This window comes from Mycolicibacterium vinylchloridicum, from assembly GCF_013404075.1.
Taxonomy (GTDB): Bacteria; Actinomycetota; Actinomycetes; order Mycobacteriales; family Mycobacteriaceae; genus Mycobacterium; species Mycobacterium vinylchloridicum.
In genome coordinates this window covers 255,419-280,604 of record NZ_JACBJQ010000002.1, presented here as the reverse complement: position 1 = coordinate 280,604, position 25,186 = coordinate 255,419, and the positions used below count along the sequence as shown (strand labels likewise).

General features: G+C 67.4%; 29 protein-coding genes. 16 read left to right on the top strand and 13 right to left on the bottom strand.

The features are described from left to right. Nucleotides 1–32: 32 nt before the first annotated feature. Both HPC46_RS03265 and HPC46_RS03260 read left to right on the top strand, forming a co-directional pair. Nucleotides 33–929 carry an LLM class flavin-dependent oxidoreductase gene (locus HPC46_RS03265; RefSeq protein ID WP_218893679.1) on the top strand — a complete coding sequence of 299 codons (897 nt, stop codon included), beginning with the start codon at nucleotides 33–35 and terminating at the stop codon, nucleotides 927–929. A gap of 74 nt (nucleotides 930–1,003) precedes the next feature. Further along, nucleotides 1,004–1,756: an SDR family NAD(P)-dependent oxidoreductase gene (locus HPC46_RS03260; protein WP_179466764.1), complete on the top strand. Its 753-nt coding sequence runs from the start codon at nucleotides 1,004–1,006 to the stop codon at nucleotides 1,754–1,756. Here HPC46_RS03260 and HPC46_RS03255 read toward each other — a convergent pair. Then, nucleotides 1,740–2,780: a phosphotransferase family protein gene (locus HPC46_RS03255; protein ID WP_179466763.1), complete on the bottom strand. Its 1,041-nt coding sequence runs from the start codon at nucleotides 2,778–2,780 to the stop codon at nucleotides 1,740–1,742. The two genes, HPC46_RS03260 and HPC46_RS03255, sit on opposite strands and share 17 nt — an antisense overlap. Further along, nucleotides 2,780–3,940, bottom strand: a complete 1,161-nt coding sequence (locus HPC46_RS03250; protein ID WP_179466762.1) for an Rv3169 family protein — start codon at nucleotides 3,938–3,940, stop codon at nucleotides 2,780–2,782. The genes HPC46_RS03255 and HPC46_RS03250 overlap by 1 nt, the downstream gene beginning before the upstream one ends. Before the next feature lie 39 nt (nucleotides 3,941–3,979). On the opposite strand from HPC46_RS03250, the gene HPC46_RS03245 reads away from it, so the two are divergent. Together HPC46_RS03245 and HPC46_RS03240 are read left to right on the top strand one after the other, a co-directional pair. Continuing rightward, complete coding sequence (locus HPC46_RS03245; protein ID WP_233716172.1) at nucleotides 3,980–4,591, top strand: TetR/AcrR family transcriptional regulator; 612 nt, start codon at nucleotides 3,980–3,982, stop codon at nucleotides 4,589–4,591. 56 nt (nucleotides 4,592–4,647) lie between these two features. Next, entirely contained in the window at nucleotides 4,648–5,703 is a 1,056-nt protein-coding gene (locus tag HPC46_RS03240; RefSeq protein ID WP_179466761.1) for a phosphotransferase, read from the top strand. 73 nt (nucleotides 5,704–5,776) lie between these two features. Here the strand turns inward: HPC46_RS03240 and HPC46_RS03235 are convergent, their stop codons facing one another. Together HPC46_RS03235 and HPC46_RS03230 are read right to left on the bottom strand one after the other, a co-directional pair. After that, nucleotides 5,777–6,985, bottom strand: a complete 1,209-nt coding sequence (locus HPC46_RS03235) for an FAD-dependent oxidoreductase (RefSeq protein WP_179466760.1) — start codon at nucleotides 6,983–6,985, stop codon at nucleotides 5,777–5,779. Between the two features lie 9 nt (nucleotides 6,986–6,994). Further along, a complete protein-coding gene (locus HPC46_RS03230) occupies nucleotides 6,995–8,923 on the bottom strand; it encodes a potassium transporter Kup (RefSeq protein WP_179466759.1) in 1,929 nt (642 codons plus the stop codon). A gap of 98 nt (nucleotides 8,924–9,021) precedes the next feature. On the opposite strand from HPC46_RS03230, the gene HPC46_RS03225 reads away from it, so the two are divergent. The 4 genes from HPC46_RS03225 (at nucleotide 9,022) to HPC46_RS03210 (ending at nucleotide 12,374) form a co-directional block, all read left to right on the top strand. Then, a complete protein-coding gene (locus tag HPC46_RS03225; protein WP_179466758.1) occupies nucleotides 9,022–9,762 on the top strand; it encodes a (Fe-S)-binding protein in 741 nt (246 codons plus the stop codon). Beyond that, entirely contained in the window at nucleotides 9,762–11,213 is a 1,452-nt protein-coding gene (locus HPC46_RS03220; RefSeq protein ID WP_179466757.1) for a lactate utilization protein B, read from the top strand. The genes HPC46_RS03225 and HPC46_RS03220 overlap by 1 nt, the downstream gene beginning before the upstream one ends. Beyond that, nucleotides 11,210–11,833, top strand: a complete 624-nt coding sequence (locus tag HPC46_RS03215; protein WP_179466756.1) for a LutC/YkgG family protein — start codon at nucleotides 11,210–11,212, stop codon at nucleotides 11,831–11,833. Before HPC46_RS03220 ends, HPC46_RS03215 begins: the two co-directional genes overlap by 4 nt. A gap of 88 nt (nucleotides 11,834–11,921) precedes the next feature. Beyond that, nucleotides 11,922–12,374: a hypothetical protein gene (locus HPC46_RS03210; RefSeq protein ID WP_179466755.1), complete on the top strand. Its 453-nt coding sequence runs from the start codon at nucleotides 11,922–11,924 to the stop codon at nucleotides 12,372–12,374. Nucleotides 12,375–12,381: 7 nt separating this feature from the next. Here HPC46_RS03210 and HPC46_RS03205 read toward each other — a convergent pair whose 3' ends face one another. Both HPC46_RS03205 and HPC46_RS03200 read right to left on the bottom strand, forming a co-directional pair. Then, nucleotides 12,382–13,245 carry a rhomboid family intramembrane serine protease gene (locus HPC46_RS03205; protein ID WP_179466754.1) on the bottom strand — a complete coding sequence of 288 codons (864 nt, stop codon included), beginning with the start codon at nucleotides 13,243–13,245 and terminating at the stop codon, nucleotides 12,382–12,384. A gap of 44 nt (nucleotides 13,246–13,289) precedes the next feature. Further along, nucleotides 13,290–15,050 (bottom strand): N-acyl-D-amino-acid deacylase family protein, encoded by a 1,761-nt coding sequence (locus HPC46_RS03200; RefSeq protein ID WP_179466753.1) that lies wholly within the window; start codon nucleotides 15,048–15,050, stop codon nucleotides 13,290–13,292. 420 nt (nucleotides 15,051–15,470) lie between these two features. Here HPC46_RS03200 and HPC46_RS03195 point away from each other — a divergent pair, with 420 nt between their 5' ends. The 7 genes from HPC46_RS03195 (at nucleotide 15,471) to HPC46_RS35470 (ending at nucleotide 19,459) form a co-directional block, all read left to right on the top strand. Next, nucleotides 15,471–15,911 carry an STAS domain-containing protein gene (locus HPC46_RS03195; protein ID WP_179466752.1) on the top strand — a complete coding sequence of 147 codons (441 nt, stop codon included), beginning with the start codon at nucleotides 15,471–15,473 and terminating at the stop codon, nucleotides 15,909–15,911. Between the two features lie 60 nt (nucleotides 15,912–15,971). Then, the gene (locus tag HPC46_RS03190) at nucleotides 15,972–16,607 is read left to right on the top strand and encodes a class I SAM-dependent methyltransferase (RefSeq protein WP_179466751.1); all 636 of its coding nucleotides are present in this window, start codon (nucleotides 15,972–15,974) and stop codon (nucleotides 16,605–16,607) included. Between the two features lie 33 nt (nucleotides 16,608–16,640). Continuing rightward, nucleotides 16,641–17,048, top strand: a complete 408-nt coding sequence (locus tag HPC46_RS03185; protein ID WP_179466750.1) for a VOC family protein — start codon at nucleotides 16,641–16,643, stop codon at nucleotides 17,046–17,048. 45 nt (nucleotides 17,049–17,093) lie between these two features. After that, the gene (locus HPC46_RS03180; RefSeq protein WP_179466749.1) at nucleotides 17,094–17,501 is read left to right on the top strand and encodes a VOC family protein; all 408 of its coding nucleotides are present in this window, start codon (nucleotides 17,094–17,096) and stop codon (nucleotides 17,499–17,501) included. Nucleotides 17,502–17,526: 25 nt separating this feature from the next. Beyond that, nucleotides 17,527–18,012 (top strand): peroxynitrite isomerase, encoded by a 486-nt coding sequence (locus HPC46_RS03175; RefSeq protein ID WP_179466748.1) that lies wholly within the window; start codon nucleotides 17,527–17,529, stop codon nucleotides 18,010–18,012. Next, a complete protein-coding gene (gene lipE / locus HPC46_RS03170) occupies nucleotides 18,009–19,262 on the top strand; it encodes a lipase LipE (protein WP_179466747.1) in 1,254 nt (417 codons plus the stop codon). Before HPC46_RS03175 ends, lipE begins: the two co-directional genes overlap by 4 nt. A gap of 65 nt (nucleotides 19,263–19,327) precedes the next feature. Continuing rightward, entirely contained in the window at nucleotides 19,328–19,459 is a 132-nt protein-coding gene (locus HPC46_RS35470) for a hypothetical protein (RefSeq protein ID WP_267909802.1), read from the top strand. Here the strand turns inward: HPC46_RS35470 and HPC46_RS03165 are convergent, their stop codons facing one another. From HPC46_RS03165 to HPC46_RS03140, 6 genes are read right to left on the bottom strand one after another with little or no spacing between them, the layout of a single operon-like run. Beyond that, nucleotides 19,460–19,765 carry a DUF2694 family protein gene (locus HPC46_RS03165; RefSeq protein ID WP_179466746.1) on the bottom strand — a complete coding sequence of 102 codons (306 nt, stop codon included), beginning with the start codon at nucleotides 19,763–19,765 and terminating at the stop codon, nucleotides 19,460–19,462. Then, the gene (locus tag HPC46_RS03160) at nucleotides 19,762–20,079 is read right to left on the bottom strand and encodes an ESX-1 secretion-associated protein (protein ID WP_179466745.1); all 318 of its coding nucleotides are present in this window, start codon (nucleotides 20,077–20,079) and stop codon (nucleotides 19,762–19,764) included. Before HPC46_RS03160 ends, HPC46_RS03165 begins: the two co-directional genes overlap by 4 nt. Before the next feature lies 1 nt (nucleotide 20,080). Then, nucleotides 20,081–21,454, bottom strand: a complete 1,374-nt coding sequence (locus HPC46_RS03155) for a DUF4226 domain-containing protein (RefSeq protein WP_179466744.1) — start codon at nucleotides 21,452–21,454, stop codon at nucleotides 20,081–20,083. Nucleotides 21,455–21,514: 60 nt separating this feature from the next. Next, nucleotides 21,515–21,868, bottom strand: a complete 354-nt coding sequence (locus tag HPC46_RS03150; protein WP_179466743.1) for a DUF4226 domain-containing protein — start codon at nucleotides 21,866–21,868, stop codon at nucleotides 21,515–21,517. A 39-nt stretch (nucleotides 21,869–21,907) separates the two neighbouring features. Then, nucleotides 21,908–22,696 (bottom strand): C40 family peptidase, encoded by a 789-nt coding sequence (locus HPC46_RS03145; protein ID WP_179466742.1) that lies wholly within the window; start codon nucleotides 22,694–22,696, stop codon nucleotides 21,908–21,910. Further along, complete coding sequence (locus HPC46_RS03140) at nucleotides 22,693–23,433, bottom strand: helix-turn-helix domain-containing protein (RefSeq protein WP_179466741.1); 741 nt, start codon at nucleotides 23,431–23,433, stop codon at nucleotides 22,693–22,695. Before HPC46_RS03140 ends, HPC46_RS03145 begins: the two co-directional genes overlap by 4 nt. Before the next feature lie 129 nt (nucleotides 23,434–23,562). Between HPC46_RS03140 and HPC46_RS03135 the strand changes: the two genes are divergently transcribed. Next, a complete protein-coding gene (locus tag HPC46_RS03135; protein ID WP_179466740.1) occupies nucleotides 23,563–23,973 on the top strand; it encodes a WhiB family transcriptional regulator in 411 nt (136 codons plus the stop codon). A gap of 21 nt (nucleotides 23,974–23,994) precedes the next feature. On the opposite strand, the gene HPC46_RS03130 is transcribed toward HPC46_RS03135, so the two are convergent. Further along, nucleotides 23,995–25,143, bottom strand: coding sequence for a 3-ketosteroid-9-alpha-monooxygenase, oxygenase component (locus HPC46_RS03130; protein ID WP_179466739.1), 1,149 nt, complete (start codon nucleotides 25,141–25,143; stop codon nucleotides 23,995–23,997). Nucleotides 25,144–25,186: the final 43 nt, after the last annotated feature.

Below are 25,186 nucleotides of genomic sequence, written 5' to 3'. Positions count from 1 at the left end.
TTCCCCTCGACATCGGGATCTACGTCCCGCAGATGGGCTTCAGCTTCGCCGAGGTGCTGCACCGCGCGCAGCGATGCGAGGAACTCGGCATCGGTTCGTTGTGGCTCTACGACCACATGTACGGTCCCGGCGTCCCGGGCATCGACTCGCTGGAAGCGTGGACGCTGGCTACTGCCGTGCTCAGCAGGACCGACCGGCTGCGCGTCGGACATATGGTGTTGTGCAACCAGTTCCGGCACCCGGCCGTGCTGGCCAAGATGGCGACGACGCTGGATCAGATCAGCGGCGGCCGGCTGGAGTTGGGCATCGGCAGCGGCTCGATCGAGGACGAGCACCAGCGGCTCGGATTGGACTGGGGCTCGTTCGCGGAGCGGTCGGAGCGGCTACGGGAAACGCTTCAGATCCTGACCCAGGCGTTCGCCGAGCAACGGATCGACTTCGCCGGAAAGCATTACACGATCCGCGACATGCCCATTCGGCCGGGGCCCGCGCAACAACCGCGACCGCCGCTCGTGGTCGGCGGTTCCGGGGAGAAGTACACGCTGCCGTTGGTGGCCCGGTACGCCGACGTGTGGAACGTGCCCACCTACGCGCTCGGCGAGATGGAGCACAAGCTGGCGGTGCTGCGCGCGCTCTGCGAGGACATCGGACGTGACCCGGCGACCATCGTGATGTCGGTGGAGGCCGTGCTGGCGATCGCTGCTGACGAAGCCGCCCTTGCCGACGTCCGGCGATTGGCCGAAAAGCGGTTCGGCGGACCCGGATTCGGTCTGCACGACGGTGGGCTGATCGGTACACCGCAGGCGATCGTCGATCGGCTCGGTCAGCTGCGCGAGATGGGCTTCGGCCAGGTGGTGCTGTTCACCCACGACCGGGCCTCGGATGCGTCGTTGGAGTTGCTCGCCGGCGAGGTTCTGCCGCAGCTCTGAGCCCCCGTCGCGCACAATGCTTTTCGAATATTCGACTGTTGACAGTGGTGGGCCGGCACCTTAGCGTGACCGTCATGAGCCACCCTCTGCAAGGGCGCCGTGCAGTGGTCACCGGTGCTGCCAGCGGTCTGGGCGCGGCAGCGGTGCGGGCGCTGTCCGGTGCGGGCGCTCAGGTAGTCGCCACCTATCACCAGACCGAGCCGACCGGCGAGTCAGAGGCGACCTGGGTTCAGTGCGACGCCCGGGATGCGGCCTCGGTCGAGGCGATGGTCGACACCGCGGTGGCGGCCATGGGCGGAGTGGACGTGCTGGTCAATGCGGCTGGGCTCTGGCAACAGGGCGTCCCCGGGAGCATCAGCGCCGACGACATCGACTTCCTGCTCGCCACCAACATCAAGACCACGATCCTGACCAACCAGGCCGCGCACGCGGTGATGCTCCAATCGGGTGGCCGCATCATCAACTTCGGTTCGGCCGAGGCGGTGATGGGCAGTCCGATCTCGGCGGTATACGCCGCGACCAAGGGTGCGGTGGCGGCCTGGACCCGCTCGGCGGCCAAGGCCTGGGCGTCCGACAACGTGACGGTCAATGCGCTGGCGCCGGCGATGCAGACCCGGGGCGCGGACCGGTTGCGCGAATTCCTCGGCCCTGACGCGGCGCCGTTCATCGATCAGCAGATCAAGGCCACCATCCCGCTGGGCGGCGCGCTCGGCGATCCCGACCGCGACCTCGGCCCGGTGCTGGTCTTCCTGGCCGGTGAGGGTTCGCACTTCATCACCGGTCAGCTGCTCGCCGTGGACGGCGGGCTGGTCATGCTCGGCGGCTAGGCAGCACCGGGCCGTCGTCGAGCTTCTCGGTGACACCGAGCTCGGCCAGCCCGAGCTGGGTGAGCGGCGAGATACCGTGCGCGTTGAGCACGAACCGCTCGTCGTCGCTCGCCCCGCTGTCGTAGAGCATCGACCCGATCAGGCAGATCACCGCCATCTTGAAGGCGTTCAGCGCCCGATACCACGGCCGGTTGCGCGGGATGATCCCGCTGGCGGCCTGGTAATGCGCCAGGAATTCGTCGATGCCGATCGCCGCGGGGTGGCTGGTGATCCCGACCGGCTGCATCCACAGCAGTTCCATCCAGCCGACGTCGGTCAGGGGGTCGCCGATATCGGTGAGTTCCCAGTCGAACAGCGCGCTGACCTCATCGCCGACGAATGCGAAGTTGCCAGGCTTCGCATCGCCGTGCACCAGCGTGACGGTCGGATATTGCTCGGGCTTGCCGGCCCGTAGCTCCGCGAGCAGGCGCTCCAGCGCGGGTAGCGGACCGCGCTGCACCCGGTGCATCTCGTCGGCCCAGTGCGCGATCTCGCGGTCGAGATGATCGCACCCGTCGCCCAGCCACTCCAGCCCGGCGGCCGCCAGGTCGACGGTGTGCACCGCGGCGAGCTGCTCGGCCATGCCTTCGCACATCCTTCGGATCCCGGCGTCGGTGACGCGCTCGGGCGCCTGCATCTCGTAGACATCGCCGGGCACCCGTCCCATGACGAGGAAGGGACGGCCGAGTACGTCGCCGGAGTCCTCCAGCCACAACACCTTCGGTGCGCGAACCGCGGTGCCGGACAGCGCCGACAAAATCCGGAACTGGCGCGGCAGATCGTACGGTTCCAGCAGCGCCGGCGGTCGCGGCCGCAGCCGCAGCACCACGTCGGTGGTTTCGGCGGCCACGATCGTGAAGGTCAGCATCTCGGCCGAGTGGCCGAAGTCGACGCGGTCGAGTCCCTCGACACGAACGTCGCCGGGGATCTGGGTGCACAGCCACGACGTCAGCCGCTCGGCCAGGTCGGGGATCGCGCTCGTCATCAGTTGTAGGAGACCTTGTGATCGGATTCGGCGGTCAGGCCCAACTCTGGCCACACCCCGCCGATAAGGCTCTCCATGATTCCGTAGCCGACGGCATCGCCGTCGCGAACCCGGATCGGAGTGTCGCGGAATTGGCCCAGCAGGCGCAGATTCTCGTCGGACCAGCAGTCCGCGATGTATTCACCGTCCACGTGCATCGGCCCCTTCCACGAGCCGTGCTTGTGGTCCTTCCAGGGGCCGTATCCTCCGGTCTTGAGGAAGAACCCCGACTCGCCGAGCGCCTCGACTTCGATGACACGCTCCGCACCGGATTCCATCGTCATCAACAGTTCGCCACCCGTGACGAAGCGCGTTCTGGTGTCGTAGTTGATCTTCGGGACCACCCGGCGAACTCGGGCCTGGGTGCCGTCGGCGTCGTTGAGGTAGGCGGAGCTGTACTCCCACGGACCTTCGACGATGAAAATTGCCGTCTCGTAGTAGGTTCCGTCCGGCCGTTGGAAGAACGCCGGCGACCACTTCATCCCGCCCCGGACGCCGGCGGGTGGCTTGGGCGACGGGATAAGGTCGTCCGACGGTGAGCCGATTGCCTGCCGGACGCCCCATGAGTGGTCACGCATGCCGAACCATTCGTCGGGCCGGATCTCGTGGGTCACCCCGTCGACGGTGACGGTGCCCGTCGCCCACCCGCCCTGGTGGTAGCGGATGACGTCGACGTCCACGCGGCCGGTGTTCCGGTTGCGCACCAGGTTGCGTTCCTCGAAGAACGGCGGCGTCACGCCGGAGAGCACGACATCGAACGAGATCGGTTGCACGTCGTTGGGTTCGAGCCGAAACCGCATCTGGCGCAACGGTTCGACGATTTCGAGGTGAATCGGGCCCACACCGAGTGCTTCTGGAGCGGATCGCAATTCGCGGCTACCCCGCACCGTCCATTGTTCGCGCCCACGGGAGACTCCGGCGAATCCGTCGATGATGCCGCGGTTCTGGTACTTGCCGAGCCCGAAGTCCAGCTGAAGTGAACCATCGGTGCGGGCGATCGACGCCCAGATCTTCTCGGTCCAGGCCAGGTCCGCCTGCGACAGCGTCGCGAACGTGTCGACGATCTGGTGATTGAGTCCCTCGTCGGCGCCCAACAGCGGGCCGATGTCCTTGATTGACACTGATTTACCTTCCTTGCGCTGGGCCGTACCATCTGCCGGATGGGGACAATGACTCGTCGGTGGGGCGGCGACCGGGCGCTGCTCGATGACGGCGAGGCCCGGCAGCGCTTGCTCGAATCCGCGAGCCGCTGCATCGTGCGCCGTGGCAACACTCAGATCCGGATGGCCGAGGTCGCTGAAGAGGCCGGGGTGGTCCGCTCCACGGTGTACCGCTACTTCGCGTCGCGCGACGACCTCCTGCTGGCGCTACTGCTCCAGCGGATCGACAGCGCGCTGGCCGACCATGTCGGCGCGCTGCAACGACCCGAGGACGCCACAGCGTCGCTTCAGGAACTGGTGCTGGCTCCGGTCCAATCGGTGGTCGGCGATCCACTGAACGAGGCGTTGATGTCCGGGGAGAGCACGGCGCTGACGACCGCGCTCGAGATCGGCTCCGAGCAGATCGTGGATGTGATCCTGCGGCACTACGGCCCGCTGTTCGAGCGCTGGCAGGGCGATGGACAGCTGCATGCCGACCTGGACCCGCGAGAGACCGCCCGCTGGCTGCACACGACGGCGTTGTTCCTGGTCGCGCCCACCTGGCGGCACCGGCCGGCGGACGCCAAACGCCGCTTCGTCGAGCAGTACCTGCTCCGCGCCCTCGTGCCATAGATCGGACAATAGTCGGGGATTGTCCGATCTGTGTTCGATGCGCTAACTTTCTCCCGATGAGCACCGGTGCCCTGACCATCCCCGCCGACGTCGGCGATCTGACGGCGTCGTGGTTCAGCCGGGCGCTCGGTGAATCGGTGGCCGCGGTCGACGTACTCGACGCCCATTCCGGCACCACCGGCCGAGCCCGCGTACGGCTGCAGAGCGACGCCCTGCCCCAGACACTGTTCGTCAAACTGCAGCCCTTCGCCCCCGAGCAACGGACCTTCCTGCGCCAGGTCGGGCTCGGTGTGGCCGAGGCACGTCTGTACGCCAACCTCGGAAGTGAACTGCCGGTGCGGATTCCACGGGTCTGGCACGCCGCCTACGACGGGGATGACGGCTCGTTCGTCATGGTGCTCGAAGACCTCGAAGCAGCCGGGTGCCGGTTTCCCAGTCCGGACGACGACGGCATCCTCGATGTCGCCCGGTCAGCGATGACCGAGATGGCCGTCCTGCACGCGACGTACCGGGGCCGCGAGATCCCTTGGCTGGCAACACCGGAAGGTATGCGGCGCAAGCCCGACGACCCCAAGACCGCCGCGCGGCGCACACACTTCATCCGGCTGGCGCTCGACCAGTTCGGCGACGAGATGGGGCCGGCATTCCGGCGCCTGGCGCAGCTGTACATCGAGCGGTCGGGCGACATCGTCGGGCTGTTCGGCGAAGGCGAGCTGACGCTGATTCACGGTGACACCCACAGCGGCAACCTGTTCGTCGACGACGGACGCACCGGCTTCTACGACTGGGCGGTCGTCGGCCGTGGACCCGGGATGCGGGATGTCGCGTACTTCCTGTGCAATTCGCTGCCCACCGAGGTCCGCCGAGCCGAGCAGGACGCCCTCCTGTCGCGCTACCGATCCGCACTGGCCGAGCGTGGGTGCGCACTCGACGAGCGCACGGCCGCCGATCAGTACCGGTTGTTCTCGGTGTACTCCTGGATCGCGGCGGTCTCGACCGCAGCGGTGGGATCGCAATGGCAGCCGATCGAGATCGCGCGCGCGGCAATGATTCTCACGACGACGGCGGTCGAAGACCTCGGCGCGGTGGAGCTGCTCGAGGAGCGACTGTAGACCGTCGAGTGTGCGCCCTGGTACGCCGCCGACGGCGTGTCGCGTACGAAACCGCACGCTCGGCGAATTCGGGCTAGCGCCGGGCGAAGTCCGGCGCGTGCTCTGGCCGCACGCCCACCCCGACCAGATAGGCCGGAATCACCGAGAGCACCGGCCATCGCTGGATCAACTTCGTTGCCGCTGCCGGCGGATTCGCGATCTCCCCGCGCAGGATCGGCGCCACCAGCTGACGGTGCAGCACCCGCTGCATCGCCTGGGTGATCGCGGCTGGGGGCAGTCGGCGCCTGCGCACTGCTGCCAGGTCGCGATCGGAGACGAGGCCGCGGCGCAGCGGGCCGGCCAACAGCGTCGCGGCGCCCACGGCATCCTGGACGGCGACGTTGATGCCGACGCCGCCGACCGGGGACATGGCGTGCGCGGCGTCGCCGATGCACAACAGGCCGTCGGAGTGCCAACGTTCCAGCCGGTTCAGCCGCACGTCGAGGAATTTCACGTCGTCGAGTGAGGTGAGGCTGTCGGTATCGGCTTCCGGAATCAGTTCGGCGAGTTCGGCTTTGAGGGCATCGAGGCCGCGCGCCCGAAGCTGTTGATCGGTGCCCTTCGGAATCAGGTAGCCGATCTGGAAGTAACCTTCCCTCGGAATCATGATCAGCATCCGGCCCGGGCCGGTCCGCGGAATCAGCGTGTACTGGCCGTCGGCTTCGCGCGGGAGCCGGAACCACCACACATCGAACGGCACCGGGAATTCCCGCGCGGTCAGACCGGCGCTCTGCCGCACGATGGACGACCGTCCGTCACACGCCACCGTGAGGTCCGCCCGCAGCTCGCCGTCCCCGTCCGGGGAGGTGTACCGCACGCCGCACACCCGCCCGCCGCTGCGCAGCAGCCCGGTCACCTCGTGACACATCCGTAGGCTGTACGTCGGCTCGGCCTGGCCCGCCTCGGCGAGCAGGTTCAGCAGATCCCACTGCGGCACCATCGCCACATACGGATGCGGCGTGCGCAACCGGCGGAAGTCGACCATCGTCACCTGGTGCCCGTCGATGGGGAATTCCGCGTGATCGACCTTGCTGTGCGACAACATCGCGAACCGCTGGCCCAAACCGAGTTCGTCGAGCAGTCGCAGCGTCGTGGGATGCACTGTGTCACCGCGGAAATCACGCAGGAAGTCACCGTGCTTCTCCAGCACCGTGACCTCGACACCGGCTCTGGCCAATAGCAATCCGAGCACCATGCCGGCGGGGCCGCCGCCGACGATCGCACATGTCGTGGAGTCGGTCATGGCCTCACCTTAGACCTGGATTCGCGATCCGATCAGGATCGTCTGGTCACCCGGTAGCCCGAAATACCCGACTGAGTCGGCAGCCATGAACGACGTCGCGATGAAGATCCGCTTGCGCCACGGCGCCATCGTCGGTTGGTCCCCCGGAATCAACTCGATCTTGGACAGGAAGTACGACAGGTTGGCGCAGTCGACCGGGCCGCCGATCCGCTCCGGGTCCACCATCCGCAGTGCGGCCGGAACATCCGGGCGCTCCATATAACCGAATTGGGCTGCCACATAGTAGATGCCGTCATCGGGGTCGCCGAGATCGTCGACGGTGATGCGTTCCTCGTCGGGCACGCGCGGCAGCGGTGGCACGACGATCGACAGGATGAGCACCCGCTCATGCACGACGTGGTTATGGTCGACATTGGCCCGCATCGACAACGGTGCCGTCTCGTTCTCCCGGTTGAGGAAAATCGCCGTCCCGGGGACGCGGGGATACGGCGGTTTGTGGGTGTTGATCTCCTCGATGAAGGGCAGTAGTGGCCCCTCGGCCTTGTTGCGCGCCGCGGACACGACCGCGCTGCCCCGCTGCCAGGTGATCAGCACCGTGAAGGTCACCAGCCCGATCAGCAGCGGCAGCCACGCCCCGTGGACGAGCTTGGTCAGGTTGGCGGCCAGGAACATCAGATCCACGGTCAGCAGCGCTCCCCCGCCGATGATCACCATCCACAACGGCCAGCGCCAGCGGGTGTGCGCGATGTACAGGAACAGCAGGGTGGTGATCGTGATCGTGCCGGTGACCGCCATTCCGTAGGCGTAACCCAGCGCCGCCGAACTGCGGAAGGCGAACACCAGGATCAGTACGGCCACCATCAGCATGCCGTTGATCCAGGGCACATAGATCTGGCCGATCGACGATGCCGAGGTGTGCGCGATCCGCAGCCGGGGCAGGTATCCGAGTTGGGCTGCCTGCGAGGCCACCGAGTAGGCGCCCGTGATGACCGCCTGGGAGGCGATCACCGTCGCCGCCATGGCCAGGATTGCCATCGGCAGTTCCCAGCCGGCCGGCACCAGCAGGAAGAACGGGGCGTTCACCACGCTCTGGTTGCCGAGCAGCAGGGCGCCCTGACCGAGGTAATTGAGCACCAGCGCGGGCAGTACCAGGCCGAGCCATCCCCAGGTGATCGCCTTGCGGCCGAAGTGGCCCATGTCGGCGTAAAGGGCCTCGGCGCCGGTGACCGACAGGACGACGGCGGCAAGCGCGAAGAATGCGATGTGGAAGTGGCTGAAGATGAATTCCAGTGCGTACGTCGGGGACAGCGCCTTGAGGATCTGCGGGTGGCCGATGATGCCGCGCACTCCGCAGGCGCCGATCACCACGAACCAGACGATCATCACCGGGCCGAAGAATTTCCCGACCGCGGCGGTCCCGCGGCGCTGCACGGCGAACAGGCCGACGATGATGACGGCCGTGATCGGCACCACCAGTTCCGACAGCGAGGGGTCGACGACTTTCAGGCCTTCCACCGCCGAGAGCACCGAGATGGCGGGTGTGATCATACTGTCACCGAAAAATAGTGCAGCACCCAGGATTCCGAGCGCCGATAGGGCGCTGATGACGCGCGGGCTGGACCGGCGGCCCAGCCGGCGCACCAGGGTGATGAGGGCCATGACGCCGCCCTCACCCTCGTTGTCGGCGCGCATGACCAGCGTGACGTAGGTCAGCGTGACGATGATCATCACCGACCAGAAGATCAGCGACACCACCCCGTAGACGTTGGCGCGACTGATCGGCACGGGGTGCGGGTCGCCGGGGTTGAACAGGGTCTGGACGGTGTAGATCGGGCTGGTACCGATATCGCCGAACACCACTCCGAGGGCACCGACGATCACCCCGGTTCGGGCTTTACTCGCCGCCGAGTGCACCGGCACTGCGAAGTCTGTGCTCACAGGTCAGTCCTTTTGATCGGTCCGCCCGGCGTCGATCCCCGGCGACGTGGAGGCCAATGGTAGCTGTCAGGATGCTGTGCCGACGTACGGTAGAGCCGATGCGCATAGCCCTGTTCGCGACCTGTTTGGCCGACGCGATGTTCCCTGCTGCCGCTATCGCGACCGTCGAGCTGCTGGAGCGGCTGGGCCACCACGTGGTCTTCCCGCCCGGGCAGACCTGCTGCGGCCAGATGCACGTCAACACCGGCTATCTCGGGCAGGCCACCGAGTTGGTGCGCCACCACGTGGACGTCTTCGAAGACAGCGGTTGCGACGTGGTCGTGGCACCGTCGGGCTCGTGTGTCGGCTCGGTGCGCCACCAGCATGCGATGGTGGCCCGCCGCGCCGGCGACGACGTGCTCGCCCAGCGCGCGGAGCTGATCGCGGCCCGCACCTACGAGCTGTCCGAACTGCTTGTGGACGTACTCGGCGTGACCGATGTCGGCGCCTACTACCCGCACCGGGTCACCTATCACCCCACCTGCCATTCGCTGCGACTGCTGCGGGTCGGGGACAAACCGCTGCAATTGCTGCGCCGGGTGCGGGGGCTGACGTTGGTGGAGCTGGTCGAGGCCGAAACGTGTTGCGGATTCGGCGGCACGTTCGCGATCAAGAACGCCGACACCTCCACGGCGATGCTGGCCGACAAGATGTCGGCGGTGATCGCCTCGCGCGCGGAAGTGTGCACCGCCGGGGACAGTTCGTGCCTGATGCACATCGGCGGCGGGCTGAGCCGCCTGCGCTCGGCGGTACGCACCGTGCACCTGGCCGAGATCCTCGCCTCGACCGAGGCACGCTGATGTCGGATCCATCCCCGGGCACCGGCAATCTGCGTGGCAGCCAATCGTTTCCAGAGGCGGCACGACGCGAACTGGCCAACGCCCAGATGCGCCGCAATGTCGGGCATGCCACCCGCACGATCCGCACCAAACGCCTTGCCGCAGTGGCTGAATGCGCGGACTGGGAGCAGCTGCGCGCCGCGGGCAGCGCACTCAAAGCCGATGTGATGGCCCGGCTCCCGGAGTTGCTCGAAGAGCTGGAAGCCAATGTGACCGCCCGCGGCGGGGTGGTGCACTGGGCGCGCGACGCGGGTGAGGCCAATCGGATCGTTGCCGGTTTGATCCGGGGCGCCGGCGCGGACGAGGTGGTCAAGGTCAAGTCGATGGCCACCCAGGAGATCGGCCTCAACGAGCATCTGGCGGCCGAGGGCATCGCGGCGATCGAGACCGATCTGGCCGAACTGATCGTCCAACTCGGCCACGACACCGGAAGCCACATTCTGGTGCCGGCCATCCACCGCAACCGGGCCGAGATTCGCGAGATCTTCGCCCGCGAGATGCCCGGCGCCGGCGAACTGACCGACGAGCCGCGGGTGCTGGCCATGGCGGCCCGCGCCCACCTGCGCCGAAAGTTCCTCTCCGCCAGGGTCGCAGTCAGCGGCGCCAACTTCGGTATCGCCGAAACCGGCACCCTGGCCGTCGTCGAATCCGAAGGCAACGGCCGGATGTGTGTGACGCTGCCGCAGACGTTGATCACGGTGATGGGCATCGAGAAAGTGGTGCCGCGATTCACCGATCTCGAGGTGTTCATGCAGCTGCTGCCGCGCTCGTCGACCGCCGAACGGATGAACCCGTACACCTCGATGTGGACCGGCGTGCACCCCGGCGACGGCCCGCAGGAATTCCATCTGGTGCTCCTGGACAACGGCCGCACCGCCGTACTCGGCGATCCGGTCGGCCGCGCTGCGCTGCACTGCATTCGGTGCAGCGCCTGCCTCAACGTGTGTCCGGTGTACGAACGCACCGGCGGGCACGCCTACGGCTCCACCTACCCGGGCCCGATCGGCGCGATCCTGAGCCCGCAGCTGACCGGGACGCACGGGCACGACGACCCCAACGCCTCACTGCCGTATGCCTCGTCGCTGTGCGGCGCGTGCTTCGATGCCTGCCCGGTACGCATCGACATCCCAGCGATTCTGGTGCACCTGCGCGCCGCCCAGGTGGACGCGCACCGGGCATGGGGCCAGGACCTGGCGATGCGGGCAGCCGCGTGGGCGATGGCCACGCCGGGCAGGTTCGGCGCCGCCGAGAAACTGCTGTCGATCGGCCGGCTGGCGGCCGGCGCCGACCACCGGATCACCGCGCTGCCCTGGCCCGCCTCGCGCTGGACCACCAGCCGCGACGTCCCGGCCCCGCCCGCGGAGACATTTCGGCAGTGGTGGGCGCGCACCCACGGCGAGGCATCCCGATGACTGAGACTCGGCGCATCGTCCTGGACCGGATCCGCGGGGCGCTGGCTGCCGCCCCGCCGGCGCCCCTTCATGTGCCCCGCGACTACGACCGCGCACCCGCACGCGGGCCCGGCGACCCCGAGCGCTTCGCTGAACGGGTGGCCGAATACCGGGCACGCGTGCTGCGCGTCGGCGACGACGACGCGATCGCGGCCACCATCGCCCCGCTGATCGATCCGGGCGCCAGGGTCGCAGTCCCGGCCGGCCTGCCCCGGCACTGGGTCCATGGAATCCGTACAGTCACCGACGATCCCGAAAACCCGTTGCCGGTAACCGAACTCGACCAGGCCGACGCCGTCGTCACCGGCTGCGCGCTGGGCATCGCCGTCACCGGCACGATCGTGCTCAACGCCGGCCCGACGCAAGGTCGGCGCGCGCTCACCCTCGTCCCCGACCACCACATCTGTGTGGTCTTCACCGACCAGATCGTCGACACCGTGCCCCAGGCATTCGCCGCGCTCGACCCGAGCCACCCGCTGACCTTCATCTCCGGACCGAGCGCCACCAGCGATATCGAACTCAACCGGGTCGAAGGCGTACACGGCCCGCGCACCCTCGACGTGCTACTGGTCAACGGATGACATTGCAGATTCCGCTCGATTCAGGTGACCACACCGCTTAGATTTTTGGTCGGAGTACCTCGATGACCCGGACGAAGGGAGCCCGCCCGTGCGGACGTTGGCGATAGGCGTTGCGCTCGCGGCGGCGGCGGTGACATTGGCTCCGCCCGCTTCCGCGGAATTGTGGCCAGGCAACTACAACTTCATCATCCCGGACCGCCGCGACTTTCACACGTGGGCCTGGGCGGCCAACCCCTGCCCCGGCGAGATCGTGTTCAACCCGACCTGCGTGCGCGTCTCGGCCAACCCGATGCCGATCGCCAAGGCCTATCCCTGGTACGGCATTGCGACGCTGAACAACGGGCAGTACACGATGACCGTCGACAATCCCGACGGCCTGCGCTGCGGCGACATCTACTACGGCCCGGTCATCCCGACCCGCGACGTCTTCACCTGGGATGCCAAGACGCTGTCGGGCACGATGCAGTCGTCATTCGACGCCGGTTGTGACGGAGCCCCCGGCGGCACGTTCACCTACCCGTTCTGGCTGACCCGGCTGTAGGGCTGGCTCAGCCGGTGATCAGCTGTCCGTACTGACCGACCAACTCTGCTGTGCGCCAGTAGATCAGCAGCGCGAACACCACCAGCACGGCCGCACAGACCCCGCCCTGCACCAGGTTGCGGCGCTCTCGCGGGGCGTAGACGAAGACCGCGGCAATCAGCGCGCCGGTGACCAGGCCGCCAATATGGCCCTGCCAACTGATCGACGGCACAGTGAACGTCAGGATCAGGTTGGCCACGATGATCGCAACGAGCCAGCGCATGTCCAGCCTGAGGTGCTTCGCCAGCACGAACGTCGCACCGAACAGGCCGAAGATCGCCCCGGAGGCTCCCGCCGTTGCGGCGCCGATCGGGGCAAGCCAGTACACCAGTACCGATCCGCCCAGCGCACTGAGCGCGTAGAGCGCACCGAATCGCAGCCGGCCCAGCCAGGACTCCAGCGGGGGTCCGATCACGTACAGCGCCCACATGTTGAACAGCAGATGCAGTGCGCCGTAGTGCATGAACGCCGACGTCACCAGGCGGTAGTACTCGCCGCCGGCAACGCCGGGCGCCCACAGCACGAGTTCGCGTTCCAGATTCTTCGACATCATCTGTAGCACGAACATCACCACGTTGATGGCGATCAGCCCGTAGGTGACCAGCGGCTGGCCGGAGCGGCTGACCCCACCGGCGGCGGTGCGGATCGGGCGCACACTCTGCGCACCCTGGGCCACACAGTCCACGCACTGATGGCCGACCGCGGCGCTGCGCATGCACTCGGGGCAGACGGGTCGCTGACAGCGAGCGCAACTCACGTACGTCGGCCGGTCGGGATGGCGGTAGCAGGTCGGTGTTCCCGCCGGAGTTTGCGGTGTGTAGGGAGTGCTCATAGTTCTGCCACCGAAGATACTGTGCCGCGCAAGCGGCACAGCGGTCAGCGCACGCCGCGCAGTACTTTGCCCGGACGTGCCCCGGTGTCGCCGCCGTGGCGGCGGGTGACGACACCGCTGACCACCGTCGCGTCATAACCGCTCGCACCCTGCATCAGCCGGTTCCCGCCGGCCGGCAGGTCGTAGGCCATCAGCGGCACGCCGAGGGTCAGCGCATCGAGGTCGATGACGTTGACGTCGGCCTTCTTGCCGACGCTGAGCACTCCCCGGTCGGTCAGGCCGAACAGGGTGGCGGTGTCGAGGGTCTGCTTGCGCACGACGTACTCGATCGGGAACTTCGGTCCGCGCCGGCGGTCCCGGGCCCAGTGGGTGAGCATGAACGTCGGATACGACGCGTCACAGATCAGTCCGCAGTGGGCACCGCCGTCGGACAGCCCGGACACCGCCGCGCGGTGCGTCATCATCTCGTAGATCGCGTCGTGGTTGCCCTCGACGTAGTTGAAGAACGGCATCATCAGCATCGCCGTGCCGTCGGACTCCAGCATCAGGTCGTACATCGTGGCCAGCGGATCCTCGCCGCGGGCTCGCGCGATCGCACCGACGGTCTTGTCCGGGGTCGGCTCGTAGTCCGGCGGGTCACCGATGGCGTAGATGCCGTCGGCGCTGTGCTGGATCATCGCGTAGAGCGCGTCGAACAGCGGAAGTGGCTGCGGCGGCAGGTCGATGTCGGCCAAGATCGCGGCCCGCACCGCCGGATCCGCGAGCCGGGCGCGCAGCTCCTGCGGATTCAGTTCCGCCTTCAACTTCCGGAATGTGGGCCGGTGGGTGAAGGCGTGATAGCCGGAGAACCCGAACAACATTCCGAACGGACGGGCGGCAAATTGGGGGTGCACACGGATTCCGTCGTCCAGCGCGTGCCCGGCGACGTCGAGCTGCTTTTTCCACAGATCCGGGGCTGACTGCGTCTGCACCATCGCGAATGACAGCGGCCGGTCGATCTCGGCCGCGAGCCGGACCATCCAGTCGAGTTCACGCATGGGGCCGTCGAGGCTTTCCCCCGCGGTTCCCGCGGGCGCCACCTCGAAGACGGCCTGTCCGCCACGGGCCATGGCCCGGCCCAGCGCGAACAGCTCGTCCTCGGCGGCATACGTGCCGGGTACCGGTTCGCCGTCAATGGCGCGGTGGGCCTCGGTCCGCGACGTCGAAAAGCCCAGCGCTCCCGCTTCGATCGCTTCCTGGACGATGCGCGCCATGGCGGCGATGTCATCGGCAGTGGCGGCCTCGTTGCGGGCGCCGCGGTCGCCCATCGCGTACCCGCGGACCGCGCCGTGGGCGATCTGGGTTCCGAAATCGACTGCGAGCGACTGCTTTTCGACGGCGTCGAGGTACTCCGGGAAACTCTCCCAGCCCCATTTGATGCCTTCGGTCAGTGCCGTGCCCGGGATGTCCTCGACACCCTCCATCAGCTCGATGAGCCATTGCTCGCGACCCGGCTGCACGGGCGCGAAGCCCACGCCGCAGTTGCCGCTGACGACGGTCGTCACACCGTGCTGGCTGCTCGGCTCGAGCAGACCGTCCCAGCTGATCTGCCCGTCGTAGTGAGTGTGGATGTCGACGAAACCGGGGGTGACCACCTTGCCGGTGGCGTCGATCGTCTCGGCGGACTCGCCCTGCAACCCGCTGTCGTCGCCGCCGCGGCGGCGGACCTCGACGATCTTGCCGTCCTTGATGCCGATATCGGCTCGGAAAGGCTTGTCGCCGGTGCCGTCTACGACAGTGCCACCAGTGATCGTCAGGTCGTACATGTGTCCTCCTCGACGGGCTAATCTCCCCGGGTCGCTGCGCTCCTGCCCCCAGATACGCCGTGAGTCAGAGTAATCCTGGTCACGCGCCACCGGTAGACACAATTTCAAAACTGTCTTCCGGGTGGTCCGAGAGTTGGCTGCGGATTCAATTGTTAGTGACGTAAATATTTGCCATATCTGCACGGCCGCGTCCCATTTCCGGGACAAGTGGATCGGGCTTGAAGTGCAGGTATAGGTCTTAGAAACAATTAATGGTCGCGCAACGAAATCCGTAGTAGATTTCCACCAGGTTGAGTTCACAGCCGCCCGGAGATGCCAATGCGCGAGGGCCATAGAACTCTCGCAGCGAAGTCTCGACTCGAACTTCAGCTTTGCACTCCGTCAGCACTGCAGAACCAAAAATCGACGAAGTGAGGCGCGATGTCTGTAGCCACCGCCGCGGCACCCCTGGCTCTGACCCGGTTGGGTCGTGACCGCACGGATCGGGGGCTGTTCCGGGCCAGAGAGCTCAGCGCAACCACCGTGCTCGTCGCCGCCGTCGGCGAGATCGATGCATCAAACTCCGGCGAACTGCTCGACTATGTCGACGCGCTCCTGCCGAGCTACGACCAGCTGGTCCTGGATCTGTCGCGGCTGAGCTTCTTCGGAACCGACGGCTACTCGACGCTGCACACCATCGCTGCGCGCTGCTCGCAGCGCGGAATCGACTGGGTGCTGGTCCCCGGCCCAGAAGTCACCCGGGCGCTGCGCGTCTGCGATCCCGACGGGCAGTTCAAGACCGAGAGCAACATCGTCTCGGCGACAGCCGCGCTGGCCCGCGGGCCACACACCCACCTGCAGCTTGCCCCGCTGCCCAAGTAGTCCCGGCGCCGGTTCCTAGACTGGCCGATATCGGTCAGTTCAATCGGAAGCGGGCAGCCAATGGCCACACACGGTCGCAATCTCAACGATCTCGTGACGCGGTTCTGGACCATCGCCGCACCGCTCTACGATCACCCCGGCCTTCAGCAGTGGGTCTACCGTCCCGCCCAGGACGAGGTGATCGACGAGCTGCGGGCGCACGGTGCCCGCAAGATCGCTGATATCGCATGTGGCACAGGCATTCTCGCGGCACGTATCGCCGAGGAACTCGAGCCGGACGAGGTATACGGCGTGGACATGTCCGATGGCATGCTGCGGCAGGCCGAGGCGCGCTCACCGCGGGTGGACTGGCGCAAGGGTCCGGCCGAACAACTGCCCTTCGACGACGGGGTCCTCGATGCCGTCGTCTCGACGTCGGCGTTCCACTTTTTCGACCAGCCGGCGGCCATGCGCGAGTTCCACCGGGTGCTGGCACCGGGCGGTCTGGCGGCGGTCGCGACGATCAGCCCGCCCCAGCTGCCGCTGCTGGGGCGGCTGACCAACTCCCCGTCCAGCGCCGCGCACAACCCGTCGGCGCAAGAGATGCGCACCCTGTTCACCGATGCCGGCTTCACTCTCGTCGACCAGCGCCGGGTGGACCGGCCGCTGTGGACCAAGGGCGTCTGGGACCTCATCACCATCGGGACAAAGCCCTAACCGGTCGACCGTGCGCCGATAGTCTTGGCCACCATGGCCATCGAGCTGCTCGCCCCCAGTGTCGAAATCGGTCTGGTCACCACCAACCTGGAACCGATGGTCGAGTTCTACGAGAACTTCCTCGGACTGCCGTTCCAGCTCGACCTCGATTTCCCCGGCGGCACGATGAAGCGCTACCTGATCGGCGACAACACCCTCAAGCTGGTCACCTACGACCAGCCGCCGCCCGCGCAGCTCACGCCTGGCGGCGGGCGGGCGCAGACCGGGGTGCGTTACCTGTCCCTGGTGGTCGCAAACGTCACAGACGCCGCCGAGCAGGTGCAAGCCGCCGGCTACGAGATCACCGAACCGCTCGTCGAATTCGCCGCGATGCCGGGGATCGGCTATTTCTTCGTCGCCGACCCCGACGGCAACTGGGTCGAACTCGCCGGACCGATCTGACCGATTACTCTTCGGTCGTCAGCCAACTCAGCGCGGAGGAGCCCCATGGCCATCGATCTACTCGCAAAGAACATCGAAGTCGGTTTGGTGACCACCAACCTCGATGCCATGGTCGAGTTCTACGAGAACTTCCTCGGCCTGCCCTTCACCGGCGACCTCGACTTCCCCGGCGGCACCATGAAGCGTTACGCGATCGGTGACAACGTGCTCAAGCTGATCACTCTCGACGAGCCCCCGGCCGCACCCGCGACGCCGGGCGGCGGACCCGCCGCGGCCGGTATCCGCTACTACACCGTTGTGGTGGCCAGCACGACCAAGGCCGCCGAGCAGGTGAAGGCCGCGGGGTACGAAATCGCGCAGGAACTGGCCGAGTTCGCGCCCGTCCCCGGCATGGGATGGATGTTCGTCGCCGACCCGGACGGCAACTGGGTCGAGCTCGTCGGACCGCTGTGATCCGCGGGAGTCGTACCCTGGGCTAGTGCCCGAGCTACATCCCGACGTCGCGGTCCTCGCTCCCCTGCTGGGCACCTGGGCCGGCGCCGGCGCCGGCGAGTACCCGACCATCGACTCGTTCGGCTACCGCGAGGAGATCACCCTCGGCCATGTCGGCAAACCGTTCCTGACCTATTCGCAGCGGACCCGCGCCAGCGACGACGGGCGGCCCCTGCACGCCGAGACCGGCTATCTGCGGGTGCCTTCGCCCGGGCGGATCGAACTGGTCGTGGCGCACCCCACCGGGGTCACCGAGATCGACGAGGGCACGCTGTCCGTCGAGCGCCACGGTCTGACCATAGAGGTGGCGTCGACGTCGATCGGGCTGACCGGCTCCGCGAAAAGCGTTACTGCCCTGAGCCGTTCATTCCGCCTGGACGGAGACCGGCTGACCTATAGCGTCTCGATGGCCGCGGTCGGCGTGCCCCTCACCCACCATCTCGCCGCGACGCTGCGCAGGCAGCTCGGGTGAACTACTCCCCCGCGCGCGAGGGACGCATCCGCGTCCCGACCGACCTCGATGCCGTCACCGATGTCGGCGCCGAAGACCATGGCGACTTCTCGGCGGTCACCGCCGAGCGGATCTGGCAGTCGGTGCGGCACTGGTACGCCGCGGGTATGCACCCGGCCATTCAGCTGTGCCTGCGGCACAACGGAAAAGTGGTGCTCAACCGCGCGATCGGCCACGGCTGGGGCAACGGACCCGCCGACCCCGACGACGCCGAGAAACTGCCCGTCACCGTTGCCACCCCGTTCTGCGTGTACTCCGCTGCCAAGGCGATCAGCACGACGGTGGTGCACATGCTCGTCGAGCAGGGCCACTTCTCACTCGACGACCGGGTCTGCGACTACCTGCCGAACTACACCAGCCACGGCAAGGACCGCACCACCATCCGGCACGTCATCACCCATAGCGCCGGGGTGCCGTTCGCGACGGGCCCGCGCCCGAATCTCAAGCGGATGAACGAAAGCGATTACGCCCGCGAGAAACTCGCTGAACTCAAGCCCATCCACCGACCCGGGTTGATGCACATCTACCACGGCCTGACCTGGGGACCGCTGGTCCGCGAGATCGTCTCGGCAGCCACCGGCCGCAACATCCGCGACATCCTGGCCCAGCAGATCCTCGATCCGCTCGAATTCCGGTGGACGAATTACGGTGTGGCCGAACAGGATGTGCCCCTCGTCGCGCCCAGCCATGTGACAGGCAAACCGCTGCCGGCTCCGCTGGCGGCTGCGTTCCGCACCGCCGTCGGCGGTACGCCTGCGCAGATCATCCCGTTCTCCAACACGCCGCTCTTCCTCACCGGCGTCATCCCGTCGTCCAGCACCGTCTCGACGGCGGACGAATTGTCCCGGTTTGCCGAAATCCTGCGCCGCGGTGGCGAACTCGACGGGGTCCGGATCATGCGGGAAGACACGCTGCGAGCGGCGGTGGCACCGGCCCGGCGCCTGCGCCCGGATGTCGCCACCGGGCTGGCACCGATCCGCTGGGGCACCGGGTACATGCTGGGCTCCACGCGGTTTGGGCCGTTCGGGCGCAACGCACCCGGCGCCTTCGGCCACACCGGGCTGACCAACGTCGTGGTGTGGGCGGATCCGGACCGGCAACTGTCGGTCGGACTGATCAGCAGCGGCAAGCCCGGAGCGCACCGGGAAGCCGGCCGCTACACCGCAGTGCTCGACCACATCAACGCTGAAATCCCGCGCACTCGAAGCTGAATTGTGCCCATCCGGCACGGCTGGGTGAATTGTGCCCGCCTCGCGGTGCGGATAGCGTAGCGGCCATGGGTGACTCGCTGCTTCAGCAGCAACTCGACGAGGTGCGCGCCCTGCTTCAGCGGGCGCGGGAGTTGTTCGGCACCAATCCTGTTGCACCACCGGAGGTCATCGCGCCCGAATCCACCGGGGATCGGTAGTCAGGCGCTTTCGGGCCGCAGCCGGTGGTGCGCCAGCGCCTCGGAGGCGAGCTTGAGCTCGCGGCTGCCGGCGATGTCATCCGACGGCGTGTGGCCGGCGGCCACGATTTCGGCGCGAACCTGCATCAACGCCTTGAGATACGACACGTCGGCGGTCAGCAGGATCGCCTGCGCCAAGGTCTGCGCATCGGCGTCCAGTGCCGGTTCGGCCAGCGTCACGCTGTGCAGGTATCCGCCCCGGCACGACCGGAACAGGATGTGCCCGCTGGGATGAACTGCGTCGAACTCCGGATCCGGTGCGGTCATGGACCGTCCTCGGTGATGCGGCCGAGCTCGGCGGCGGCGGCAGTGTCCTGGTGCTCCCAGATGTCGGCGGCGTGCCGCAGGTTGGTCGCGAGCGCGGCATGGGCAGCCGCCTGCTGCTCGTAGCACGCCCGGCGCTGGTCCAGAAGTTCACGCCCGGCGTCGCGGAGCTCGCCGAAGATAGGGCCGAGCGAGTCGAGGCTGGCCAGGATGTCGCCGTGCCGGGACGGGACCGTGCTGAGCTGCTCGGCGGTGTCCTGGTGGTCGCGCGCCGCCCTGCGCAGTTCGTCGGGCACCACGTGGATGCGCTCGGCCATATCACTCTCCTATCGGCGGGTCGGCCGTTACCGCGGGCCGGGTCGGTGTCGGTTGGTCTGTGTTCGGTGTCGTCGTAGCGGTGCCCGGTTCCGGCGGATGCTCCCACCCTAGGAAGCTCGGCCCGGTGACGCTGGCAATGGGTTGGATCTGATTGTTGAACACGGCTTTACCGTTGCCCAGCGCCAGCGCGTGCCGATCGGTCAGCATCCCGATATCGCCGGGGATGAGCCGGGTGGACTCGACGGGGTGCGGTACCGCGCTGCCGGGCGCCGGAATCGTGATGCCCTGCTGCCGGAACGCCTCGGGGATGGGTGTGCCGGCGACCGCGGCGGTGATCGCGGCGGCCAGCCGGGGACTCGGCGCGGTCACGGTTTCTCCGTTGGGTAAGTGCACGACCGTCGAATCCGCCGAGGTCAGGGCGGTGGGCTCCGCCTCCGCGCGGCCATCCTTGTCTTCGACGTCCGGCTCTTCCCCGATCTCGTCGAGAGGTTCGTCGAGCAGCGGGTCGTCGAACAGGTCGTCACCGGTGGGTAGCCGTGGCGGTGTCGGGTTGTCGGCCGTCGGCGGCGCCGGCGCCGGGCCCGGCAGCGGACTGCTGCCGGGTGGGGGCATCGCGGCCATCGGCGGGATCACGGGTGCGGGCATGGGTTGGCCGCCCGAACTCGGGTCCGGCGGCAGTGCGTCGAGATCGTCGGACAGCAGCGCATCGTCGAGAGGGTCGAACCCGACATCGGCCGCAGCGGCGATCGCGGGCGGTCGCGCCTGGGCGGGCGGCGCGACCGGCTTCGGGCCGGCGACTTGTTCGTCGGTGGTGTCCGGGGTGGCACCCCCGTACAGCGATGCCAGGGCGGCGGCCAGCGAGGCCTTCGATGTGTCGTCCAGGCCCGCGGTTTCCACCACGTCCTTGATATCGCGGAGCTTCCCGATCAAAAAGCGCTGGAACGCGCGTGCGCCGGCCGGGGTGTCGAGATCGGTGCGGGTGGCGACGGCCGTCTCGATATCGTCTTGCAGGGCGTCGAGCGCCGCGGCGCCGGCGGCGTGTGTGGTGTGCGCGTTGAGCACCGCGGTGATGACCTGCAGGTCGAGCTGTGCGCTCACCGAATTCTGCAGGGCCAGAGAGGTTTCTGCGGTGCGAATGGCCTCGGCCGCACGCCCCTCCCCCACTCCCGGGCTCGGCGCCGGATCGAACGCCTGACGGTGCTGAGCGCGAATCTTGGCCACCACGTTGTCGATTGCGTTCGTCGAGATGACAGTGACCGGGCTGGTGACGGTCGCGAGATCCGCGTCGGACAGCCCGGCCATCCACGCCCGGGTGTCGCCGGTGGCGGCGCCGACGCGCGCTATCGCGTCGAGCAAGTCTTGGTAGCTTGCCACCGGTGCCCTTTCATGCCGGCGACTGTATCCAGTCAGTCCAACGCCCGACAATTCACCTCGTCACGGCGATGTGGACGGCGCCCGGTATCGGCCCAGAAGTTGCTGTAGTACAGCCACTTTCGCGTCGGCATCGGCGCGTGCTGTCGTCAGGATGTCGCTGATCTCTTGTTGCTTGGCGAGCAGGAACCGGGCGAACTCACGCCCTTCGGACGGTGCCGTTATGGTGCGCGCAGCGACGGCGGCGTCGATCTCGGCGCGGACGGCGTCGAGCTTGCGAATGGCCTCCGCTGCGCAAGCGTGTGCACTCGCGACGACCCCGGCGAGTTCGGCGTCGGCCTCGGCGAGTTCACGATCGCGGGTGGCGAGCAGAGCCCGGGCGGACGCCACCCCCAACGCTCCCGCGGACTCGGTCATGCGTCGACGGTACTCAGCGGAAATTCGGCGAACAACTCACTACGCGGGTCGGCGGATGGCGACTTGGTCGCCCATCCGGCTGATCTGCACGTTGGCCCCGGCGTTCGGGGCTTCCACGACCATGCCGTTGCCGATCGCCATCTGGACATGTCCCGCGTGCGGGAACACCAGATCGCCGGGCCGTACCTGCGACCGCGACACCGGCACGCCGTCGTTGATCTGGTCGTAGGTGGTGCGATCCAGATGCACACCGGCCTGCGCATAAGCCCACTGCACCAGGCCTGAGCAGTCGAAACGATCCGGTCCGGTGGCGCCCCACACGTAGGGGCAGCCCAACCGGGACAACGCGGCCCGCACTGCGAGAGCCGCGCGCGAATTCGGCGCCGGTACCCGTCGGCGACCTCGGCGATACCGCAACGCACGCAACAGTGCCAGCCGTCGCCGCGCCCGCCGGCGGGCGGCGAGAACGTGTGCGTGCTGAGCCCGCAACCGCGCGGCCCGCCGGCGCATCAGCTCGCGCTGGGCCACCGGATTGTCTGGAGCCGAAGCGGCATCGGCACGGGCGGCGTCGAGCACCGCGAGAGTCTGCCCGTGCGCGTCGCGGTGATCACGCTGGGCACGGGCCAGGATCGCCGACAGCTCGGCGTCGACGCGGCGAGCGGCTCCGAGATCCTCGCTGTGCCGCCCGGCGGCCTGGCGGTACGTCGCGGGCAGCCCGTCGTTCTGAACCGGCGACGGCGCGGAAGTCGTTTCCAGCACCGGCATTTCGCGCAGCCCACTGAACAGTGCGTGAGCACGGCTCAGAATGTCGAGGTCGGAGGCGGTCACGATTGATCCTCGACGAATGCCCGGACCCGCGGCAGCGCGCCGGGTGGAATGGCCCCGCGATTGCGGATGTCCCAGATCTGCTCGACCCCGACGCCGAGCATTGTCGCGATCACCGATTCCGGGAGATCCGAGCGCGCGCACGCCTGGTCGAAGCGGGCGCTGATGCTGCCGGGCATTCGGGCCAGCAGACCGGTGCGGATTGCTTCCAGCGATTTCAGGTGGGTCATCAGGCGGTCCGCTGATTCGGCGCCGGCGTTGACTGCGACGCGCCACGAGTTGGCGGCCAGCAGTTCCGCCTTCACGCATTGCTCGATCACGGATTGAATATACGTTTCATATTCGTTTGACGTCTCCGCTGGCAGCCGGGCTATCAACGAGTTCAGCGATTCCAGGTGCGCCTCGGCGTGCGCTTCGAGGACATCGGCATCGCTGTGGCGGTTGACGACGATGCCGGCCGCGGCTCGTGGCCGGGCTGACTCGGTCGGCGCGGTGGCCAGGATCTGGGCGATTTCGGCGTTCGGATCGTCGGAGACGACGAGCCTTGAGTACGTCCCCGGCGGCAGTCCGAGCCCGTTTTCAACCTTCTGAACAGTGCCTTTGTGGGGCTTGCGGGCGCCGCGCTCGAGAAAACTCAAGCCCATGATGCTGACGCCGGTGTTCGCGGCCAGATCGGCCAGTGACCAGTCCCGAGCCTCACGCAATGTCCGGATGGCTGCGCCTGCCGCCTCGCGACTCACCAACGGCTCCCAGCCATATACGGAGCGTACACAGCATCGCCTGTTTATACGTTTTCTTCTACGTTTCTCTTGCGATCGCCCCTCGTCGGATATACGCTTTCGTCATTGAATCCCGCCAAGGAGGCCCCGATGAACCACCGCCCTTGCTCGCTCGAGCCTGATCTCTGGTTCGGCTACGCAGACGACGACGCCAGTGACGGCGCGGCCAAGGCCCGCGTCTACGAGCAATCCGCCACCCGCGCCAGGACGATCTGCCTGCGCCGGTGCCCGCTGGCCCAGCAACGCGCGTGCGCGCGGGCCGCGGTCGAAGGTGGCGAGGAGTACGGCGTGTGGGCCGGCGTGAAGCTGCCCGGGGGTCAGTACCGCAAGCGGCACCAACTGGCCCGCGCCCACGAAGTCCTACAGCGCATTGCCGACGGCGAGCTCAATCCGCGCGAGCTCCCGGAGAGCGCCGAACTACTGGCCCGCAGCGAAGCGCTGCCCACTCAGGTGGCCACCGTCGTCCACCTTCCGCTCGGCCGGCCGCGCAACGCGGCCTGACCCGCTAGCCCGCTTCAGCGTCTATCCGGCCGAGCCGGATATGCTTGCAGCAGCTCGTTTTTGGAGGTTTTCGTCCACCTCACGCTGCCAGATGTCGTAGGCGTGCGTGGTGTCGACCTCCAGCTCGAACCGGTTGGTCATATCCGGGGTGACGTCGGCGACGTCGACGTAGAACTGTTCGTACCAACGCCGGTACTGGTACAACGCGCCGTCTTCCTCGCACAGCAGCGGGTTTTCGATCCGCGTTTTGTGCTTCCAGATCTCGACGTCCTGCAGGAAGCCGACTTCGTAGATCTTCGAATACGATTGGGCGAGCTTGGCCGCCTTCTCCTCTGACAATCCGGGCATATTCTGCACCGAGACGCCGAACTGCAGCATGAACGAGTTCTGGCTGATCGGGTAGTGGCAGTTGATCAGCACCGACTCCACGGTGAAATCCGGTCCGAGGTCGTTGTGCAACCAGTTGATCATGTACGACGGCCCGAAGTAGGTGGCCTCGGAGCGCAGCTTGGTGCCCTCCCACAAGCGCTCGGGATGCTCGGTGAAGTCTTGGCGGCCTTTGGATTCCATGAACTGGCTGGCGGTGTGGCCTTCGAAGACGTTCTTGAAGTAAGTGGGGTAGGCGTAGTGGATGTAGAAGAAGTGGGCCATGTCGACGTTGTTGTCGACGATCTCGCGGCAGTGCGCCCCCTCGATGATCATCGAGTTCCACGCCCACTTCGACCACTGCCCCTCGTCGTACCCCTCGATCGTCGGCGGCGTGAGTTCCGGTGTCGGCTCACCCCTTTCGGGGTCGTGCCACACCAGCAGCTGTCCGTTGACCTCGATGGTCTGCCACTTGCGGGTCCGCGCGAGTTTGGGAACCCGGCGGGCGTAGGGGATTTCGACGCAGCGTCCGGTCGCGCCGTTCCAGCGCCAGTCGTGGAACGCGCAGGCCAGGTTGTCGCCCTTGATCGTGCCCATCGCCAGGTCGGCGCCCAGATGCCGGCAGTAGCCGTCGAGCACCTGGATGTCGCCGCTGGAATCGGCGTAGACCACGAGCTTGCTGCCGAACGCTTCGATGCCGTGCGGCTTGCCGTCACGGAAATCGTCGGCCAGGCCCAGGCAGTGCCAACCGCGTGCGAAGCGAGTCATCGGCGTGCCGGGGTCGATCTCCCGGATATCGGTCATGTGGCGCATCCTTTTCGCTCTGGACTGCGGGGCACCCAGCACC

Coding starts and splice junctions, on each gene's coding strand:
- HPC46_RS03265 (WP_218893679.1), top strand. CDS start 33: ATGGGCTTCAGCTTCGCCGAGGTGCTGCACCGCGCGCAGCGATGCGAG.
- HPC46_RS03260 (WP_179466764.1), top strand. CDS start 1,004: ATGAGCCACCCTCTGCAAGGGCGCCGTGCAGTGGTCACCGGTGCTGCC.
- HPC46_RS03255 (WP_179466763.1), bottom strand. CDS start 2,780: ATGACGAGCGCGATCCCCGACCTGGCCGAGCGGCTGACGTCGTGGCTG.
- HPC46_RS03245 (WP_233716172.1), top strand. CDS start 3,980: ATGGGGACAATGACTCGTCGGTGGGGCGGCGACCGGGCGCTGCTCGAT.
- HPC46_RS03240 (WP_179466761.1), top strand. CDS start 4,648: ATGAGCACCGGTGCCCTGACCATCCCCGCCGACGTCGGCGATCTGACG.
- HPC46_RS03235 (WP_179466760.1), bottom strand. CDS start 6,985: ATGACCGACTCCACGACATGTGCGATCGTCGGCGGCGGCCCCGCCGGC.
- HPC46_RS03225 (WP_179466758.1), top strand. CDS start 9,022: ATGCGCATAGCCCTGTTCGCGACCTGTTTGGCCGACGCGATGTTCCCT.
- HPC46_RS03220 (WP_179466757.1), top strand. CDS start 9,762: ATGTCGGATCCATCCCCGGGCACCGGCAATCTGCGTGGCAGCCAATCG.
- HPC46_RS03215 (WP_179466756.1), top strand. CDS start 11,210: ATGACTGAGACTCGGCGCATCGTCCTGGACCGGATCCGCGGGGCGCTG.
- HPC46_RS03205 (WP_179466754.1), bottom strand. CDS start 13,245: ATGAGCACTCCCTACACACCGCAAACTCCGGCGGGAACACCGACCTGC.
- HPC46_RS03200 (WP_179466753.1), bottom strand. CDS start 15,050: ATGTACGACCTGACGATCACTGGTGGCACTGTCGTAGACGGCACCGGC.
- HPC46_RS03195 (WP_179466752.1), top strand. CDS start 15,471: ATGTCTGTAGCCACCGCCGCGGCACCCCTGGCTCTGACCCGGTTGGGT.
- HPC46_RS03190 (WP_179466751.1), top strand. CDS start 15,972: ATGGCCACACACGGTCGCAATCTCAACGATCTCGTGACGCGGTTCTGG.
- HPC46_RS03185 (WP_179466750.1), top strand. CDS start 16,641: ATGGCCATCGAGCTGCTCGCCCCCAGTGTCGAAATCGGTCTGGTCACC.
- HPC46_RS03180 (WP_179466749.1), top strand. CDS start 17,094: ATGGCCATCGATCTACTCGCAAAGAACATCGAAGTCGGTTTGGTGACC.
- HPC46_RS35470 (WP_267909802.1), top strand. CDS start 19,328: ATGGGTGACTCGCTGCTTCAGCAGCAACTCGACGAGGTGCGCGCCCTG.
- HPC46_RS03165 (WP_179466746.1), bottom strand. CDS start 19,765: ATGACCGCACCGGATCCGGAGTTCGACGCAGTTCATCCCAGCGGGCAC.
- HPC46_RS03160 (WP_179466745.1), bottom strand. CDS start 20,079: ATGGCCGAGCGCATCCACGTGGTGCCCGACGAACTGCGCAGGGCGGCG.
- HPC46_RS03150 (WP_179466743.1), bottom strand. CDS start 21,868: ATGACCGAGTCCGCGGGAGCGTTGGGGGTGGCGTCCGCCCGGGCTCTG.
- HPC46_RS03135 (WP_179466740.1), top strand. CDS start 23,563: ATGAACCACCGCCCTTGCTCGCTCGAGCCTGATCTCTGGTTCGGCTAC.
- HPC46_RS03130 (WP_179466739.1), bottom strand. CDS start 25,143: ATGACCGATATCCGGGAGATCGACCCCGGCACGCCGATGACTCGCTTC.